Origin of the sequence: Nocardia otitidiscaviarum (assembly GCF_007362295.1) — a bacterium.
GTDB classification, from domain to species: Bacteria; Actinomycetota; Actinomycetes; order Mycobacteriales; family Mycobacteriaceae; genus Nocardia; species Nocardia otitidiscaviarum.
In genome coordinates this window covers 519,765-534,571 of sequence record NZ_CP041695.1, presented here as the reverse complement: position 1 = coordinate 534,571, position 14,807 = coordinate 519,765, and the positions used below count along the sequence as shown (strand labels likewise).

14 protein-coding genes are annotated in these 14,807 nt (G+C 69.0%); 5 read left to right on the top strand and 9 right to left on the bottom strand.

From position 1 onward, the window contains the following. Nucleotides 1–24 precede the first annotated feature (24 nt). Both FOH10_RS02220 and FOH10_RS02215 read right to left on the bottom strand, forming a co-directional pair. Nucleotides 25–1,701, bottom strand: a complete 1,677-nt coding sequence (locus tag FOH10_RS02220; protein WP_244961534.1) for a DUF885 domain-containing protein — start codon at nucleotides 1,699–1,701, stop codon at nucleotides 25–27. Between the two features lie 42 nt (nucleotides 1,702–1,743). Then, entirely contained in the window at nucleotides 1,744–2,661 is a 918-nt protein-coding gene (locus FOH10_RS02215) for a ribonuclease Z (RefSeq protein ID WP_143979434.1), read from the bottom strand. 175 nt (nucleotides 2,662–2,836) lie between these two features. Between FOH10_RS02215 and FOH10_RS02210 the strand changes: the two genes are divergently transcribed. Continuing rightward, on the top strand, nucleotides 2,837–3,250 hold the full coding sequence (locus tag FOH10_RS02210; RefSeq protein ID WP_143979433.1) for a DUF6153 family protein: 414 nt from the start codon (nucleotides 2,837–2,839) through the stop codon (nucleotides 3,248–3,250). An 89-nt stretch (nucleotides 3,251–3,339) separates the two neighbouring features. Then, nucleotides 3,340–3,951, top strand: coding sequence for a DUF305 domain-containing protein (locus tag FOH10_RS02205; protein ID WP_143979432.1), 612 nt, complete (start codon nucleotides 3,340–3,342; stop codon nucleotides 3,949–3,951). A 214-nt stretch (nucleotides 3,952–4,165) separates the two neighbouring features. On the opposite strand, the gene FOH10_RS02200 is transcribed toward FOH10_RS02205, so the two are convergent. The 3 genes from FOH10_RS02200 to FOH10_RS02190 form a co-directional block, all read right to left on the bottom strand. Beyond that, nucleotides 4,166–4,456, bottom strand: a complete 291-nt coding sequence (locus FOH10_RS02200; protein WP_029931316.1) for a hypothetical protein — start codon at nucleotides 4,454–4,456, stop codon at nucleotides 4,166–4,168. Nucleotides 4,457–4,607: 151 nt separating this feature from the next. Further along, complete coding sequence (locus FOH10_RS02195) at nucleotides 4,608–6,116, bottom strand: amino acid permease (protein WP_143979431.1); 1,509 nt, start codon at nucleotides 6,114–6,116, stop codon at nucleotides 4,608–4,610. A 559-nt stretch (nucleotides 6,117–6,675) separates the two neighbouring features. Then, on the bottom strand, nucleotides 6,676–7,716 hold the full coding sequence (locus tag FOH10_RS02190; protein WP_143979430.1) for an NAD(P)-dependent alcohol dehydrogenase: 1,041 nt from the start codon (nucleotides 7,714–7,716) through the stop codon (nucleotides 6,676–6,678). Nucleotides 7,717–7,817: 101 nt separating this feature from the next. Between FOH10_RS02190 and FOH10_RS02185 the strand changes: the two genes are divergently transcribed. Further along, nucleotides 7,818–9,305 (top strand): flavin-containing monooxygenase, encoded by a 1,488-nt coding sequence (locus tag FOH10_RS02185; protein ID WP_244961532.1) that lies wholly within the window; start codon nucleotides 7,818–7,820, stop codon nucleotides 9,303–9,305. A gap of 180 nt (nucleotides 9,306–9,485) precedes the next feature. On the opposite strand, the gene FOH10_RS02180 is transcribed toward FOH10_RS02185, so the two are convergent. The 3 genes from FOH10_RS02180 to FOH10_RS02170 are packed head-to-tail and all read right to left on the bottom strand — an operon-like array spanning nucleotide 9,486 to nucleotide 11,666. Continuing rightward, nucleotides 9,486–9,794: a chorismate mutase gene (locus FOH10_RS02180; RefSeq protein WP_143979428.1), complete on the bottom strand. Its 309-nt coding sequence runs from the start codon at nucleotides 9,792–9,794 to the stop codon at nucleotides 9,486–9,488. Nucleotides 9,795–9,805: 11 nt separating this feature from the next. Then, the gene (locus FOH10_RS02175; protein ID WP_143979427.1) at nucleotides 9,806–10,399 is read right to left on the bottom strand and encodes a TetR/AcrR family transcriptional regulator; all 594 of its coding nucleotides are present in this window, start codon (nucleotides 10,397–10,399) and stop codon (nucleotides 9,806–9,808) included. 40 nt (nucleotides 10,400–10,439) lie between these two features. Next, nucleotides 10,440–11,666: a cytochrome P450 gene (locus FOH10_RS02170; RefSeq protein WP_143979426.1), complete on the bottom strand. Its 1,227-nt coding sequence runs from the start codon at nucleotides 11,664–11,666 to the stop codon at nucleotides 10,440–10,442. A 168-nt stretch (nucleotides 11,667–11,834) separates the two neighbouring features. Between FOH10_RS02170 and FOH10_RS02165 the strand changes: the two genes are divergently transcribed. After that, a complete protein-coding gene (locus FOH10_RS02165; RefSeq protein ID WP_143979425.1) occupies nucleotides 11,835–12,359 on the top strand; it encodes a GtrA family protein in 525 nt (174 codons plus the stop codon). A gap of 10 nt (nucleotides 12,360–12,369) precedes the next feature. On the opposite strand, the gene FOH10_RS02160 is transcribed toward FOH10_RS02165, so the two are convergent. Next, nucleotides 12,370–13,869, bottom strand: coding sequence for an amidase (locus tag FOH10_RS02160; RefSeq protein ID WP_143979424.1), 1,500 nt, complete (start codon nucleotides 13,867–13,869; stop codon nucleotides 12,370–12,372). 93 nt (nucleotides 13,870–13,962) lie between these two features. Between FOH10_RS02160 and FOH10_RS02155 the strand changes: the two genes are divergently transcribed. After that, nucleotides 13,963–14,580 carry a TetR/AcrR family transcriptional regulator gene (locus FOH10_RS02155; protein ID WP_244961530.1) on the top strand — a complete coding sequence of 206 codons (618 nt, stop codon included), beginning with the start codon at nucleotides 13,963–13,965 and terminating at the stop codon, nucleotides 14,578–14,580. Nucleotides 14,581–14,807: the final 227 nt, after the last annotated feature.

Genomic DNA, 14,807 nt, shown 5'->3' with positions numbered 1-14,807 from the left:
CTATTCCCTCACCGGGTTTTCCGGCTACAGCGTCGCGGCCAGCTCCCGCAGCACCGGCAGGCTCACCGAGCCCGAACCGAGCACCACATCGTGGAACGCCTTGATGTCGAACCCGGCCCCGAGCCGCTGCCGCACCTGCTCGCGCAGGCGCATGATCTCCAGCTGTCCGACCTTGTAGGCGACCGCCTGCCCCGGCATGGCGATATAGCGGTCCACCTCGATGCGGATCTCCTCCACCCCCACCGGCGCGTTCGCCACCATGAAGTCGATGGCCTGCTGCCGCGTCCAGCCCTTGGCGTGCAGTCCGGTGTCGACCACCAGGCGGCAGGACCGCCAGGAGTCTCCGGCCAGCATGCCGATCCGGCCGAGATCGTCCGGATAGAGTCCCATCTCGTCGGCCAGGCGTTCGGTGTAGAGCGCCCAGCCCTCCACGAAAGCGGTATTGGAGAAGGACTGGCGCTGGAAACGCGGCAGTCCGTCGAGCTCATTGGCGATGGTGAGCTGGAGATGATGCCCCGGAATTGCCTCGTGGTAGGCAACCGAGGCGGTCTCGTACCGGTTGCGGCCCTTGGCGTCGTACTGATTGACGTAGTACGCCCCGTTGCGGGAACCATCGGCGGCGGGCGGGAAGTAGTAGGCGGCGGGCGCGTCCGCGGCCAGGAATTCGGGGACGGGGAGGATATCGCAGGACTGCCGAGGCAGTCTGCCGAACCAGTCCCCCATCACCGCACCGGCCGCGGCCAGGCAGCGCCGGGCGTCGGCCATGATCTCGTCGCCGTCGCGGTAGCGCAGCTCGGGATCCTCCCGCAGCCTGGTGAAGATCTCGCCGAGGTCGTCGGTGCCGAACAGCCGCGCGCCGACCTCGCCGTATTCGGTGCGCAGCGTGGCCAATTCGGCCAGGCCGAGTTCGTGGATCTCGTCCGCGCCCAGGTCGGGCAGGGTGGTGTGGTGGCGCAGCAAGCGGGCGTAGATATCGGCTCCGTCGTCGCCGAGCCAGGACAGGCCGGGGCGGTCGTCGGGGCGCGCCACCGGCAGCAGTTCGGTGGCGAGCGCCGTGCGGTAGGCGGCGAACGCGGGGCGGATGACATCGCGTGCCACCTCGGCGAGCTCTGCGCGCCACGCGGATTCGCCGTCCCAGTCGGGCGGGCCCGGGAAGGTGACGAAGGGGTCGGCGGCGAGATCGGAGGCCAGGTAGCCGTCGAGCTGATTGAGCGAGCGTTCGATGGTGATGCGGGCGGGGGTGCGTCCGGCGGCCACACCGTCGCGGAAGCGCTGCACCGCCTGCGCCATGAGGTCACCGAACTGCCGGTAGCGCTCGAGCAGCCCCGCCGCGTTCTCCGGTCGCGGCGCGTTGAGCTGCGGGGCCATGGTGAGCATGGCCGCGTGCACGCCGGTCATCTGGTCGGAGGCCAGCTCCGCGGGCCGCCAGCCCAGCTGGTCGATGGCGGAGGCGAGTTCGGTGCGCAGCAGGCTGCGGGTGATGCGGTCGGTATCGGACAGCCGTCCCGGATCGAGGGCGTCCACCGCACCCAGCAGTTCCTGCCAGGTGCCGAGCAGCCGGGCGTCGGCCGCCGCGGAGAGATCCTCGATGCGGTCGTCGAAGCGCCTGTCCCCCAACAGGGTTGCCTCACTCGGTGAGGATTCCAGGAACGCATCCCAGAAGCGGTCCGCCAGCTCGATCAGCTCGTCGTGTGCGTCCATGCGATTCATCATGCCGCACACCCACCCGCCGCCACGGCGGAGTTATCGTCTGGGCGGCACCGGGATCCGTGCCAGGTCCGTCGCCACCACGATCTCGCCGTCGAAGTGGGCGCGCGCCTGGTCGAGGTGGTCGTCGAGGGTGCCGTAGCGCTGGGAGAAGTGGGTGAGCACCAGGGTGCGCACGCCCGCGGCGGCGGCCACCTTGCCCGCCTGACCGGCGGTGAGGTGGCCGTACTCCTCGGCAAGGTCGATCTCCGCGTCGAGGAAGGTGGCCTCGATGACCAGCATGTCGACCCCTTCGGCGAGGGCGTACACGCCGTCGCACAGGCGGGTGTCCATGACGAACGCGAAGCTCTGGCCCGGACGCGGTTCGCTCACCTGGTCGAGACCGATTGTGCGGCCGTCGATCTCGATGCTCCCGGCATGCTGCAACTCGCCGACGATGGGTCCGGCCAGGCCGAATTCACGCAGCAGATCGGGGACGATGCGCCGCCCGTCGGGCTCGTCGATGCGGTAGCCGAAGGCTTCGACCGGATGCGACAGCGGTTCGGTGCGCAGCGTGAAACCGGCGTCGGGGGCGGGTAATTCGCCCGCGGCGGCAATGGGGCGCGGGCGGAGTTCGGCATGGTGGCGGTAGGCGGTGGAATCGCACAACCGTTGATAGAACCGTTCGCCGGAGGCCGGGTAGTACACGTCGACCGCATGCGGCACCCGGTCCAGGCTGATGCGCTGCACGACACCCGCCAGCCCCAGACTGTGATCCCCGTGGAAGTGCGTGATGCCGATGCGGGTGATGTCGGTCGCCGACAGCCCCGCGTAGATCATCTGCCGCTGCGTCCCCTCCCCCGGATCGAACAGCAACCCCTCGCCGTCCCACCTCAGCAGGTAGCCGTTGTGGTTGCGCTGCTTGGTCGGCACCTGGCTCGCGGTTCCGAGAATGACCAGTTCGCGCTGTGACACGCGCGCCACGCTACCGCCTATAGCCGACGAACCCGAGTCGGAGCGCACCGCGCGTTCCGGCCACCGGCCCCCGCCCCGGCCGGAATCGACACGGCCACGCGGCCTCGAATCGCCCACCCAAAATACCAGCAGGGGGTATACGGTCGATCCGAAATCGCGTCGCTACACTGGCCGCGTGGACGAACAGCAAACGCCGCGCGCCGCCGGGTACACCCGCGCGCTGGCCCTGTTCGTCCTGCTGGCCGGGGTCGTCATCATGCACTCGGGAGCCTTCGCACCCAGCGGCGGCGGCCACCACGGGGCAACCGGGCCGGAAGCCTCACGCCTCACCGTCCACAGCGCCGACCCGTCCGCGCACGCACCGTCCTGTTCGGGTGGTGACTGCACGCCGAACAATGCCGGATCACACGGCTGCGTCTTCGTGCTGACGGCGCTCGCACTGGCGCTGGTGCTGGCGGCCCTGTACTGGGTGGGCTGGACGCGTCCCGGATGCACCGGCCCACGCCCGCGCTGGTGGCGTGCGAAACGCTCCCGTCCGCCGCCGTGGACGGTCCTCACTCTGGCCGAATTGGCGATTCTCCGAATCTGATGGGCAGCGCCGCCGCGTCGCCTGGGCGCGGCAGCGCGATCATCCCTGCCTTCATCACATTCACACGCCAATTGCCAAGGAGTACAAACATGTTCGAATCCACCCGGGTGAAGCTCGCCGTTCTCACCGGACTCTCGTCGGCCGCCCTGGTCGCCGCCGGGTGCGGCGGGAACGACGCCGCGACGGTCCAGGCGGTCGGCGACGATGCCACCACCTCGGTCGCGGCCGCCACGCGCAGCGATTTCAATGCCGCCGACGTGGAGTTCCTCCAGATGATGTACCCGCATCACGCCCAAGCCGTGGAGATGGCGAAGCTGGTGCCGGGCCGCACGCAGAATCAGGAGCTCATCGCACTCGCGCAGGCCGTGGAGCAGGCGCAGGCTCCGGAGATGCGGCAGATCTCCACCCTGCTGGTGAGCTTCGGCAAGCCCGCACCCGGCGCGGGTGGCGGGCACGCGGGCCACGGCGGCATGCCGGGCATGATGTCGCCGGAGCAGATGACGGCCCTGGAGCTGGCCAGCGGCGCGGCCTTCGACGAGAAGTGGATGACCATGATGATCGAACACCACCAGGGTGCGATCGCCATGGCGGAGACCGAACTCGCCCAGGGCGTGAACGCCGAGGCCAAGCAGCTGGCGGAAGCGATCATCACGGCCCAGCGGATCGAGATCGACCAGATGCGCAAGATGCTGGGGCAGTAGGTGGTCTGCGTCCCGCTGCCTGACGGCAGCGGGACGCGGGGTGGGAAGTGCCCGAGCGCGCGACCCATGCGCGGTCCCACGACCGACGCACCAGTCCACCTACCACCAACACACGCCCACCAGCCTCGGCCGAGGTATGGCGGTGCACCCGAATAACACGAGGCGGGCGGGTCGATGTCGACCCGCCCGCCCTGGGTTGCACTCGCCCCGGGCGCTACGTCCCGATGACCGAGTTCATGATGGTGCCCGCACTGGTGGCGGTGGCGCCGCCGATCATGGCCCCGGCCACCATCTTCGGAGATTCGAGTCCGCCACCGCTCCACTTCTCCCAGGCGAATCGGCCACCGCCGTAGGTGATGGCGGTGACGCCCGACAGCAGCACGAACCAGTTGAAATAGCGGACCAGCTTCATGAGTTTGTCGGCGACCGGCGGCGTTTCCGGCGTCGGGTTGCCGACCTGCGCGATGACCGTCGTATACGTGTCGTGTACGGCGGCGAGAAGCATGCTCACAATCGGTTCCTCTCGGATGCTGAGGTGATGCTGGTGTGGCATGTGACGCTTATCTCGATTATCAGAGCCATTGAACATCACTCGCGGTGGTGGCGTCATGACGACACACCACCACCGCGACCTCGGAGCCGGAACCGGAAGTTAGCTACTTCCCGGTAGCAGCCTTCCCCAGCAGGGAGTGGCGACGACCGTAGAGGAAGTAGACGACGAATCCGATCGCCATCCAGACCACGAACCGCAGCCAGGTCTCCACCGACAGGTTGAACATGAGCCAGGCGCAGGCCAGCACCGACAGGATCGGCAGCAGCGGCACCAGCGGCACCTTGAAGCCGCGCGGCAGGTCGGGCCGGTTGCGGCGCAGCACGATCACACCCACCGACACCAGCACGAACGCGAACAGCGTGCCGATGTTCACCATCTCCTCGAGCGTGCCGAAGTCGACGAACCCGGCCAGCACCGCGCACACCACGCCGACGATGGCGGTCAGCCGCACCGGCGTGCCCTGCGTTCCGGTGTGCGCCAGCTGGCGGGGCAGCAGCCCGTCGCGCGCCATGGCGAACAGCACGCGGGTCTGCCCCAGGTACATGACCATGACGACCGTGGTCAGACCGGCCAGCGCGCCGATGGAGATGAGGTTCTTGGCCCAGTCGACGCCGTGCACCGCGAAGGCGGTGGCCAGCGTGGAGTTCCCCTCCAGCTCGGTGTAGGGCACCATGCCGGTGAGCACCAGCGAGACGCCCACGTACAGGACGGTCACGATGACCAGCGAGCCCAGGATGCCGCGCGGGACATTGCGCTGCGGGTCCTTGGTCTCCTCGGCGGCGGTGGCGACCACGTCGAAGCCGATGAAGGCGAAGAACACGATGGAGGCTGCGGCGAGCAGGCCGTACCAGCCGAAGGTGCTGTGGCCCGCGCCGGTGACGAAGGAGAACAGCGACTGGCGCAGGCCCTCGTTGGCGGCCTCACCGTCCTGCGACGGCGGAATGTAGGGGGTGAGGTTGGCCTTGTCGAAGTAGGTCGCGCCCACCACGATCACCAGTGCGATGACGGCCAGTTTGATGGCCACTGCCACCGCCGACACCCGCGAGGACAACTTGGTGCCGCGCGCCAGCAGGATGCCCAGGATGGCGATGAGCAGTACCGCGCCCCAGTCGAAGCTGACCGGTCCGAGGTCGACCACCGGGGTGTGTCCGCCCAGCACCACGCCCAGGTACTGCGACCAGCCCTTGGCGACCACCGCGGCGGCCAGCGCGAATTCCAGGATGAGGTCCCAGCCGATGATCCAGGCGGCGAGTTCGCCGAAGGTGGCGTAGGAGAAGGTGTAGGCGCTGCCCGCCACCGGCACGGTGGAGGCGAATTCGGCGTAGCAGAGCGCGGCCAGGCCGCAGGCGACGGCGGCGAGCACGAAGGCCAGTGAGACGGAGGGTCCGGCGAGGTTGCCCGCGGTGCGCGCGGTGAGGGTGAAGATACCCGCGCCCACCACCACGGCCACGCCGAAGATGGTGAGGTCCCAGGCGGTCAGGTCCTTGCGGAGTTTGGCATCGGGTTCATCGGTGTCACGGATGGATTGTTCGACCGATTTGGTGCGGAACAGTCCGCTGCTGCGGCCCGCCCCCTGCCCGGTCGTGTTCCGATCAGGGCCCGATAGCGCCATGGTCTCTCCTATGTCTGGCTTCTCGGCAACAATGCAGTTCGGCACCGGGCGGGTGTCCGCCCGATGCCTGTGTCGTTCGCCTTCACCGCGACCTGAGGGCACAACTGCCGGTCATGCCCCGATCGCTGCTTCCGGTCTCGGGGCGAGACAAGAGTTGTCGGCGTCACACGGAACGGTAGCACTGGCTGGTACGTACCAGTGCAGCAACCGCCGAGGCAACATGAGCTGGTCTACGGCACGGGCTCGCGGGTCGTGATCGACCGGGAGCAGCCCCGGCACGGGCGCGGTGATGCCGATTCCTCGCGGACGCATCCCTCGCGGACACACCCGCCCCGCAGCGGCGACTACCCTCGCGCCGCAATCGCCGCCCCATGCTCCCGCCCGGCACCCGGGTTGCAACGAACTCACTCGACCGGACTACCCGTCGACTCACCGGGCATGCACTCGTTCTCGCGGGTCGGGAGCGATAACCCACCCGGCACACGCGCGGCGTCACGAGCCGGGAGCCAATTACCCACCCGGGCACTTGTAACGCGGCGTCGGAAGCCGACCCAAGTCGCTACGGCACCAGGACCGCACGGCCTCGAATCTGCCCGGCGTCCAAGCGCCGCAGCGCCTCCGAACCGTCGGTGAGGTCGAAGCGTTCGACCTCCATGCGGAGCTTGCCCGCCTGCGCGAGTGCGACGCAGTCGTAGAGGTCGCGGCGGGTGCCGCCGAGGGACTTGCGCACCGAGGCGCCCCAGGGCCAGCCGGGTCCGCCCGCCGGTCCGGTGGTGATCTCCGGTGCGCCGTCGCCGATGCCGACCATCCGATACGCACCATTGGGCGCGACGGTCCGCACCGCGAGCGTGGCGGTCGCGTCGGCGCCGACGAAGTCGAAGACCGCGTCCGCGCCGCGACCGCCGGTGAGGTCGAGAATCTGCTGGGCGGCATCGTCTTCGGCGAGGATGCCGATATCGGCGCCGCAGTCGGCGGCCAGTTCCAGCTTCTCCTTCGCCACGTCGACGGCGATTACCCGCACCCCGCTGACCGCCCGCAGGATCTGCACCGCCACATGCCCGAGCCCGCCGATACCGATGGCGACCGCCGTTCCGCCGGGCCGCAGTTGCTCCCGTGCCCCCCGGATGGCGTGATACGCGGTGAGTGCGGCGTCGGCCACCGGTGCGGCCTGCACGAAGTCGAGATCTCCGATGGGAACGAACGAGGTCGCCGGTACCCGAACGTATTCCGCCATCCCGCCCTCGACGGTGAGCCCCGGACACGGCGGCATGGCGGTCCGTCCGGCGGCCAGGCACACATTCTCGTTGCCGCTCACGCATTCCCGGCATACGCCACAGGTCCAGAACAGGTACACCACGCCGCGCTCCCCGATCTCGCGGCCGGCGACGTCCGCGCCGACGGCCTCGATGGTGCCCGCGATCTCGTGGCCGAGGGTGAGCGGCTCCTCGCGGATTCGGACCGGGAAGTTCACCAGGGTCAGGTCCGAATGGCAGACACCCGCCGCGCCGACGCGCAGCAGCAGATCGCTCGGGCCGATCTCGGGGACGGGGATATCGCGGACGGCCACGGTTTCGGGGCCGGTCCACTGCAGTGCTCGCATGGTGATTCCTTCGGAGTTTCGAGCGTGATCTGGCGCACACCGTAGCATTCGCTATACACTGCGTCCAGCGAATGACTCGGTGTCCAGCGAGGAGTGTCTACGTGCCGAAACACCTTGTCGACCAGGCTTTTACCACTCCGCGCATTGCCATCGTCGGGGCCGGGATATCCGGTATCGCCGCCGCCGTGGCGCTGCGGCGGGCCGGATTCGAGGACTTCACCCTCTACGAGAGGGGCACCGACTACGGCGGCACCTGGCGCGACAACACCTATCCGGGCCTGGTGTGCGACGTGCCCTCGCGGTACTACCAGTTCACCTTCGCCATGAATCCCGAATGGACGCGGCTGTATTCGACGGGCGCGGAGATCAAGGCATACCTGTGCCGCGTGGCGCGGGAACGAGACCTGCTCCGCCGCACCCGATTCGGTGTCGAGGTGGTGGGCGCGGAGTACACCGGGGCGGGCTGGCGGGTCACGCTCTCGACCGGCGAGGTGGAGCACTGCGATTTCGTGCTGTGCGCCACCGGATTCCTGCGCGATCCGCACGTGCCCGCCATCCCGGGTCTGGACTCCTTCACCGGAACCGTCATGCATTCGGCGCGCTGGGATCACGATGTCGAGCTGACCGGCAAGCACGTCGGGGTGATCGGAACCGGCTCCACCGGAACCCAATTGGTGAGCGCGCTGGCCGGACAGGTGCCTCGGGTGGTGCTGTTCCAGCGCACCCCGCAGTGGATTCTGCCGACCGTGAACCGCGAGTACTCGGCGGCGGCCAAGGCCGTGTACCGGCGCGTACCCGCACTCGGCAGGCTGGCCTACGGCGGCAATCGCGCCGCCTTCGCGCTGTTCTCCCGCGGACTGGTGCGGCCGGGTCCGGTGCGGCGATTGGTCCAGTGGGTGGTGGCGCGCAATCTGCGCACGGTGCGCGATCCGGAACTGCGACGGCGGCTGACCCCCGACTACCAGGCCATGTGCAAGCGCCTGGTGGTCTCCGACCGCTTCTACGCGGCCGTGCAGCGCGCGGATGTCGACCTGGTCACCGCCGGTATCGACCGGGTTCTCCCGGACGGCGTGCGCACCACCGACGGCGTCGAACACCGTCTCGACATCCTGGTGCTGGCAACGGGATTCGACTCCCACGCCTATATGCGCCCGATGGCGATCACCGGCCTCGGCGGACGCACCCTGGACCAGGTCTGGTCGCATGGCCCGCGCGCCTTCGAGGGCATGATGCTGCCCGACTTCCCGAACCTGTTCATGCTCATCGGCCCGCACAGCCCCGTCGCGAACCACCCGCTCACCGCGGTCGCCGAGGCGCAATCCCACCGCATCGTGCACTGGCTGCGCCGCTGGCGCGCAGGCGAATTCACCACCGTCGCCCCGACCCGCACGGCCACCGACCGCTACAACGCCGGCCTGCGCGCCGCCGCACCCGGCACGGTCTGGACCACCGGCTGCCGAAGCTGGTACCTCGGCGCGGACGGCCTCCCCGAACTGTGGCCCGGAAGCCCCGGAGCCTACGAGAAACTCATCCGCCGCACACCCGCCCCAACCGACTACCTACTGACCCCCGCGATGAGTCGACACTGAACCACCGGCGCAGCCCGTATCGGCCCCCGCCACACCGAGCGCCCCACCGCCGCGAACAAGCGCCCGCGCGAGCAACACCAGCTCGGGCAACCGGCCACACGCCCTATCCGGACTGCTGCGCTTGGGCAGTCTGCGCCAGGGGCGCAGGGTGGGCAAGCGCAGCACACTCCAACCGTGCGCCTACTCCGCTCCCGCACCACGCCCGGCGATCTCCGCATACTCCCCGAGCTCCAACTCGATGAACGCCCCGATCATGGCCCGCCACACCGCCTCCGCGACCTCGGGTGCGAGCCCACCCGCGCGCGCCCGCTCCCGCGCCAGCCCCACCACCCGCTCCACCCGGTCGGGCGCGCGCACGGCCTGTTCGTCGGTTTTGAAACGCGCGGCGGCTCGCACCAGCCGCTGACGTTCGGCGAGCAACCCGACCAGTTCCCCGTCGAGCGCGTCGATGCGAGCACGGACCTGATCGAGCGATTCGAAATCGGACACGGTGGGCGACCCTAATGCCCCACGACCGCGCGACTCACCAGCGGGGCCACGAATTCCTCGAGCATGGCCCGCTCATCGGCCTCGTCCCGGCCGGGCGCGGCCAACAGCGACACGATCACCCGGGTCAGCCAGCGCGCCAAGCGTCCACGCTCCTCGCGATCGACGACCGAGGTCGCGAACAGCCCACCGGCGATGGCCTCGATCACCTCGGAATCCTGACTGATCCGACCGGTGGAACCGGACTCCCCGGGCCGGAACCACGCCATCAGCACCGGATCCGACCGCACCTCCCGCACCGCCGTCAGCATGGCGGTGACGACCTGTTCGGGAGCGTCCTCGACCGTCTTCACCTGCGCGAACACCCGCGCGGCGATCCGGCGCGCCTCCCGGTGCACGAACGCCAGGCGCACCGCCTGCCGATTCTCGAAGTACCGGTACAGGGTGGCTCGCGAGCATCCGGCGGCCGTGGCGATGTCCCCCATACCCACGGCCCACGGCCCCCGTTCGGCGAACAGTCGCGCCGCGGCGTCGAGTATGCGCTCGGCCGCAAGATCGGCCCGCTGCTCCGCCAGCCAGTCCCGACCTCCACGCCTGTCCTTCGCCATAGCCGCCGAGGGTATGCGATCGCTCATGGGCACCGCCCGGTCACGCCGCGCGGAACGGCACGCTGACCGGCCAGCGCACGTAGTTCCCATCCGACCACCGCACCCCGTCCAGGTCGACGCGGAACTCCGGGCAGCGCGCCAGCAGTTCCTCGAGCGCGACCCGGGCCTGCATGCGCGCGGCCGCCGCGCCGAGGCAGTGGTGGTGGCCGTGGCTGAAGGTCAGAATGCGCTTGGGCTGCCGGTGGATGTCGAGTTCGCCTGCGGTGGGCCCGAATTCGCGCTCGTCGTGATTGGCGGACGCGTAGAGCAGCAGCACTTTCCGTCCGGCCGGAATGGTGGTGTCGTGCAGTTCGACGTCCCGGGTGGTGGTGCGGGCCAAACCCTGTACGGGCGAGGTCATCCGGAGGAATTCCTCCACCGCGTCGGGAATGAGCCCGGGATTCGCCGCGAGTCGTGCGCGCTGTTCCGGATACCGGTGCAGCAGTTGCACGGCCCCGCCGAGGTTGCCGGTGGTGGTGTCGTTGCCGCCGGTGATCATGGTGAAGGCGAAGCCGAGAATCGCGAGGATGCCTTCGTCGTCGCCCTCCGCGCCCAACCCGGAGGCCAGCAGGTGCGAGATGGTGTCGTCCTCGGGTCGGCTGCGGCGGCGGGCGATGAGTTCGGCGAAGTAGCCCACCATGTCACCCAGCGCCGAGGGCATTTCGGCGCCCGCGGCGAGCTTCGCGCCATCCACCGCGCCGCCGACGATGGCGTGGGTCCACTCGTCGAACTTCTCCCGATCCGCCTCCGGCACACCGAGATAGTGGGCGACCACCATGGTCGGCAGCGGTTTGAACAGTTCGGCGACGATATCCCCGGATCCGGCCGCGCGCAGGCGCTCGATCCGTTCCACCACGAACGCCCGCACCGCGGGTTCCACCGAATTGACCTGGCGCGGTGTGAATCCGCCCGCGACGCGGCGCCGGAAGTCGGTGTGCTCGGGTGGATCCATGAAGACGAACGGCTTGATCGGAATGCCCGCCGCCTCGAGGTTCATATAGTCCACGGTCAGCCCGGAGGCGGACGAGTAGGTCTCCGGATCACGGGCCGCCGCGTACACATCCGCGTGCCGCGAGAGCACGTAGAAGTCCTCCGAGGCGCGCCCCGCCGGGAGCACCCGGTGCACGGGATCGTGTTCCCGCAGCGCGGCGTACATCGGCCAGGGATCGCGCCAGCTCTCCCCCGACATCAGCTCGAATCGAACTTCCTGAGACGCCATTGAACTCATGAATCGACGGTAAGACATATTGCGGATTCTGTCTAGAACACGTTCCAGTACCACGCCGCCGTCTCACGATGACTCAGCTCCCCGGCGGTCGACGTCCCCGCATCGAATCGACCCCGGCGGATCGGCATCGGCCGAGCGACCGCGCGGCTCGTCGGCTAGCCTGGCGGCGTGTTCCTGGTCCAGGCTGTCGTCGCACGCGTGCCGAGCCGAATGCTGTCGCTGTTCGTTCGCCACGCGGAGCTGCTGAAATTCCTGACCGTCGGCGGGATCGCCTTCGTCACCACGGTCGTGCTGTTCTTCGGCCTGAAGTGGACCGTCCTACAGGAGAAGCCGGTCACCGCGAATGTGATCGCGGTGCTGCTCGCCACCGTGCTGTCCTACATCCTCAACCGGGAATGGGCCTTCACCGCGCGGGGCGGCCGGGAGCGCCGCCACGAGGCGGCGCTGTTCTTCCTGGTGGCCGGCATCGGCATGGTGATCAACCAGTTGCCGCTGGCGGTGTCCAGCTATGTGTTCCAGCTGCGCACCCCGCACGTCTCCCTGCTGGTGGAGAACATCGCCGATTTCATCAGCGCCTCGATTATCGGCACCCTGCTCGCCACGGTGTTCCGCTGGTGGGCCATGCGCCGATACGTCTTCCCGCACACCGTCGTTCCCGATCTCGAGCGCGAGGATCCGGTCCAGCGCCGGTGAGCGCGCGCAGCTAATCCGCGGCCACCACACCGAGATTGTCCGGGTACCGATCGAACCACGGTCGGGCGGTTTCGATTTCGGCTGCCAGCTGGAGCAGCAGATATTCGGCCCCCGAGGGTCCGACGAATTGGACACCCAGCGGTACGCCGGTTTCCGTCCAATGCGTGGGCACGCTCATGGCGGGGCGGCCGGTGATGTTGGCCAGCTGCGTGAACGGCACCGCGGACAGGTTGGAGGTCACCAGATCGACGTAGAAATCGGTGCGGGAGAGCAGCTTTCCCGCGCCGAGGCGCAATAGCGGCGGCAGCACGGTATCGGCGAGCGCGGGCGTGCGATACTGCCCGATCCGCAGCGGCGGCGTGGCCAGGGTGGGGGTGAGCAACAGGTCGTAGGTGTCGTGGAAGGCCGCGAGAGCGCGGGTGTAAATGTTCCAGCGCGCGTGCGCCGCCATGAGTTCCGGACCGGTGACCGCACGGCCGACGGCGGCGAGCACCTGGGTGTCGATATCGAACTCCGTGGGCGACGCCCCGCTCACCTCGCACGCGACCGCGAGTTCCGCGGCGGCCATGGCGGTCCAGGCGGTCATGAAGTCCATGGCCATCCGCGTGCCGTCGATGGCGGGCGCGGCCGGTTCCACGGTGTGCCCCAGACTCTCCAGCAGACGCGCGGCGTCCTCCACGGCGCGCACCGCTTCGGCGTCCACCGGTGAGCCCGTAGGCGATTCGCAGGTGTAGCCGATGCGCAGGCGGCGTGGCGGTTCGGCGACCGCGTCGCGGTAGGGCCGATCGGGTCGCGCCACCGCGTACGGCGCACCGGGGTCGGGCTGACTCAGGATGTCGAGCATGACCGCCGAATCACGCACGCTGCGCGCCACGACGCCGTCGGTGACCGCGCCGAACAGCGGGTCGCCGTAGAGCGGTCCGCTGGAGATGAGCCCGCGGCCCGCCTTGAGGCCGAACAGTCCGGTGCAGGCGGCGGGGATGCGGATCGAACCGCCGCCGTCGCTGGCCCCGGCCACCGGGACGATGCCCGCCGCCACCGCCGCCGCCGAGCCGCCGGAGGAACCACCGGGAGTGCGGGTGGGATCCCACGGATTGCGGGTGGACCCGAAGGTGCGGGTCTCCACGACGGCCTTGCTGCCGAATTCCGAGGTGGTGGTCTTGCCGAAGATGACGAGACCGGCGTCGAGCCAGCGCTGTACGACCGTGCTGTGCCGTTCGGCGGTGACCTTGCGCAGCGGTCCGGTGCCGCCGGAGGTGGGGTAGCCGGCGTAGTCCTGTCCGAGGTCCTTGATGAGGAACGGCACTCCGGCCAGCGTGCCGTCGAGCGGACCGGCGGCGCGCGCTCGGCCGGTGCGCTCCATCAGCAGGCTCACGGCGTTGATCACCGGATCGATCGCGGCGCAGCGGTCGAGCGCCAGCTCCAGCAGGTCGGTCGGGTGTATCTCCCCGCGCTCGACCAGGGCGGCCAGGCCGACCGCGTCGTGGGCGCGGTACTCGTCGAATCGCATACTCGTCTCCTTCCGAGGGCCGTCCCGGGCCTCCCCACCGATAATAGGCGTACCAATCGGTTACGTAACCACTTGGAACGGTAAAATTTCCCCATGGCGGAAACCGATAAGCTGCCCGCGATGAGCGAGAAGAGGATCGACGGCCGGACGCTGCGGTTTCAGCATCGCCGCCCGGAGCTGCTCGCCGCCGCCACCGAGTACGTCCTCGACAATGGCGTACGCGACCTCACGCTGCGTCGGGCCGCGCAGGCCGTCGGCGTCAGCCACGCCACCCTCATTCGACATTTCGCCACCAAGGACGCCCTGCTGGCGGAGGTCCTCGAACATATCCGCGCCGATTTCGAACAGCGCATCCTCTCCGCGGAGATCCTGCGCGTCGAGTCGGCGGTCGACCTGCTGCGGGCGGCGTGGCGGCATCTGTGCCAGCCGCGCGAGCAGCGACAGTTCCTGGTCCTGTTCGAATTGGTCGCCACCGCCGCGCGCACACCGAACCACCCCAACGCCCGGCTCGTCACCGACTGGCTGACGGTGATCGAACGCCAGCTGGCGCGGTACGGCTGGCCGTCGGAAAGCATCTCCCGGACCGCCACCCTGATCCTGGCTCAGGTGCGCGGACTGCAATTGGATCTGATCACCACCGGGGATCGCGCCCGCGTGGACGACGCCTTCGAGGCGGTGGTGGAATTCCTGTCGCGAACACCGTCCGCCTGAAATTCCACAGCGTCGTGACCAGGGTCACAACCCCGGGCGGCGTTGCGAAAATGCCTGGTAATCAGGGAGTTTCGCGGAGCGATCGGGCCCAAGGACACGAATAATCGGATGAATCGTCGCGGCGTCGGCAGGAATACTGACGCCCGGCCGATGAGTTGTGCCGACTGTTCTCGTCTGATCAGGTGTAGCGCCCGGACGACGTCGTCTCGGCATCCGGCCGCACCGTC

Coding starts and splice junctions, on each gene's coding strand:
- FOH10_RS02160 (WP_143979424.1), bottom strand. CDS start 13,869: ATGCGATTCGACGAGTACCGCGCCCACGACGCGGTCGGCCTGGCCGCC.
- FOH10_RS02195 (WP_143979431.1), bottom strand. CDS start 6,116: ATGGCGCTATCGGGCCCTGATCGGAACACGACCGGGCAGGGGGCGGGC.
- FOH10_RS02170 (WP_143979426.1), bottom strand. CDS start 11,666: ATGAGTTCAATGGCGTCTCAGGAAGTTCGATTCGAGCTGATGTCGGGG.
- FOH10_RS02190 (WP_143979430.1), bottom strand. CDS start 7,716: ATGCGAGCACTGCAGTGGACCGGCCCCGAAACCGTGGCCGTCCGCGAT.
- FOH10_RS02155 (WP_244961530.1), top strand. CDS start 13,963: ATGGCGGAAACCGATAAGCTGCCCGCGATGAGCGAGAAGAGGATCGAC.
- FOH10_RS02200 (WP_029931316.1), bottom strand. CDS start 4,456: ATGCTTCTCGCCGCCGTACACGACACGTATACGACGGTCATCGCGCAG.
- FOH10_RS02175 (WP_143979427.1), bottom strand. CDS start 10,399: ATGGCGAAGGACAGGCGTGGAGGTCGGGACTGGCTGGCGGAGCAGCGG.
- FOH10_RS02205 (WP_143979432.1), top strand. CDS start 3,340: ATGTTCGAATCCACCCGGGTGAAGCTCGCCGTTCTCACCGGACTCTCG.
- FOH10_RS02220 (WP_244961534.1), bottom strand. CDS start 1,701: ATGGACGCACACGACGAGCTGATCGAGCTGGCGGACCGCTTCTGGGAT.